This is a genomic window from Paraburkholderia sp. RL18-085-BIA-A (assembly GCF_046027075.1).
GTDB lineage: Bacteria > Pseudomonadota > Gammaproteobacteria > Burkholderiales > Burkholderiaceae > Paraburkholderia.
The window spans coordinates 1-721 of the sequence record NZ_JARESU010000532.1; the positions used below are offsets into that span (position 1 = coordinate 1).

Here is a 721-nt window from a genome sequence, read left to right on the forward strand (position 1 = left end):
GCGAGTCGACGTCGTGAGCCGCGCCGGCTTGACGACCTTCACGCTTTACTTTCCTTCCGCTACCGAGTGACACTCTGAGTCGCCGTGCCGCGCAATCGCGCGGCATTCTTTTCTCGCAGAGTTCCGTTAGCTGCTTCGCTCAAGACGGCGCGCCCTGGCTCGCGCCGCGTCCGCCTTCCGTCCGTAAACCAACGGCGCAATCTGCGCTTGCCTCCCCAAGATGTCCGAAATGACATCTTCCCGCCACCTCGCAATCAGACGCGCGACACGAAAATGCGCTCTCCAGCTCCGAGGGAAGCCGTCGCGATCCCTCGGAGTCCAAACGTTTGTTCAACCATCGAGAGCTTTCGTGAACATCCGCTATCGCAAGCGTCTGCAGTTGTCTGTCGGTGCAGCGGGCATCCTCGTTCTTTGCGGTGCCTTGTTTTCCATTCACTCGCGGACTTCCCCCGCGGCTACCGGGTCAGAGCAGCCAGCCACGGCAGTCGATCAGGCTCCGCCTCTGCCCAATACCGTGGACCTGTCGCCCGAGGCGCTCGCGAACGTCAACTTGCAGTTCGCGAAAGCGGAGCTTCGACCAGGCGTGCATACGATTGCCGCTACCGGTGTTGTCGCTTTCAACGCGAAGCGGCTCGCGCAGCTAGGCTCTCCTTCAAGGGCAAGGATCGTTGCTGTCGATGTCGCCGCTGGCGACCATGTACGCGCGGGGCAACGGCTCGCC

Annotated in this window: 1 protein-coding gene; it reads left to right on the forward strand. The window is 62.3% G+C overall.

Going from position 1 to position 721, the window contains the following annotated elements; genetic code table 11:
* Nucleotides 1-349 precede the first annotated feature (349 nt).
* On the forward strand, nt 350-721 hold a 372-nt coding region (locus P0D89_RS53680), incomplete at its 3' end, for a hypothetical protein (RefSeq protein ID WP_408371411.1).